We start from the raw sequence: 253 nt of genomic DNA on the forward strand, positions 1-253 counted from the left end.
TACACCGCACCACCGTCACCCGGTGGGTGCGCGAGGTCGTCGGCCTGCTGGCCGCCCGCGCCCCCAGACTGGACCGCGCGCTGAAGAAGATCGCCCGAAAGGGTGGCGGGGTGGTGCTGCTGGACGGGGTCACGTCCGCTGAAGTGGTGTATCGACGGCCACTCGGTGATCTCGGTCTGAGGCTATGCGGTGAGTTCGGTGGGCAGGGCGGGGTCGTCGGTTTCTGACTCGATCGGGTGGAGTCGTGCCTTGG

The 253-nt window shown here is 68.4% G+C and carries 1 pseudogene; it reads left to right on the forward strand.

What is annotated here, in order from left to right:
* A pseudogene (locus MTQ10_RS31095) lies at positions 1–227 on the forward strand (hypothetical protein); the annotation flags it as partial.
* Positions 228–253: the final 26 nt, after the last annotated feature.

Source organism: Streptomyces sp. XM83C (assembly GCF_023072675.1).
Lineage (GTDB): Bacteria > Actinomycetota > Actinomycetes > Streptomycetales > Streptomycetaceae > Streptomyces > Streptomyces thermocoprophilus.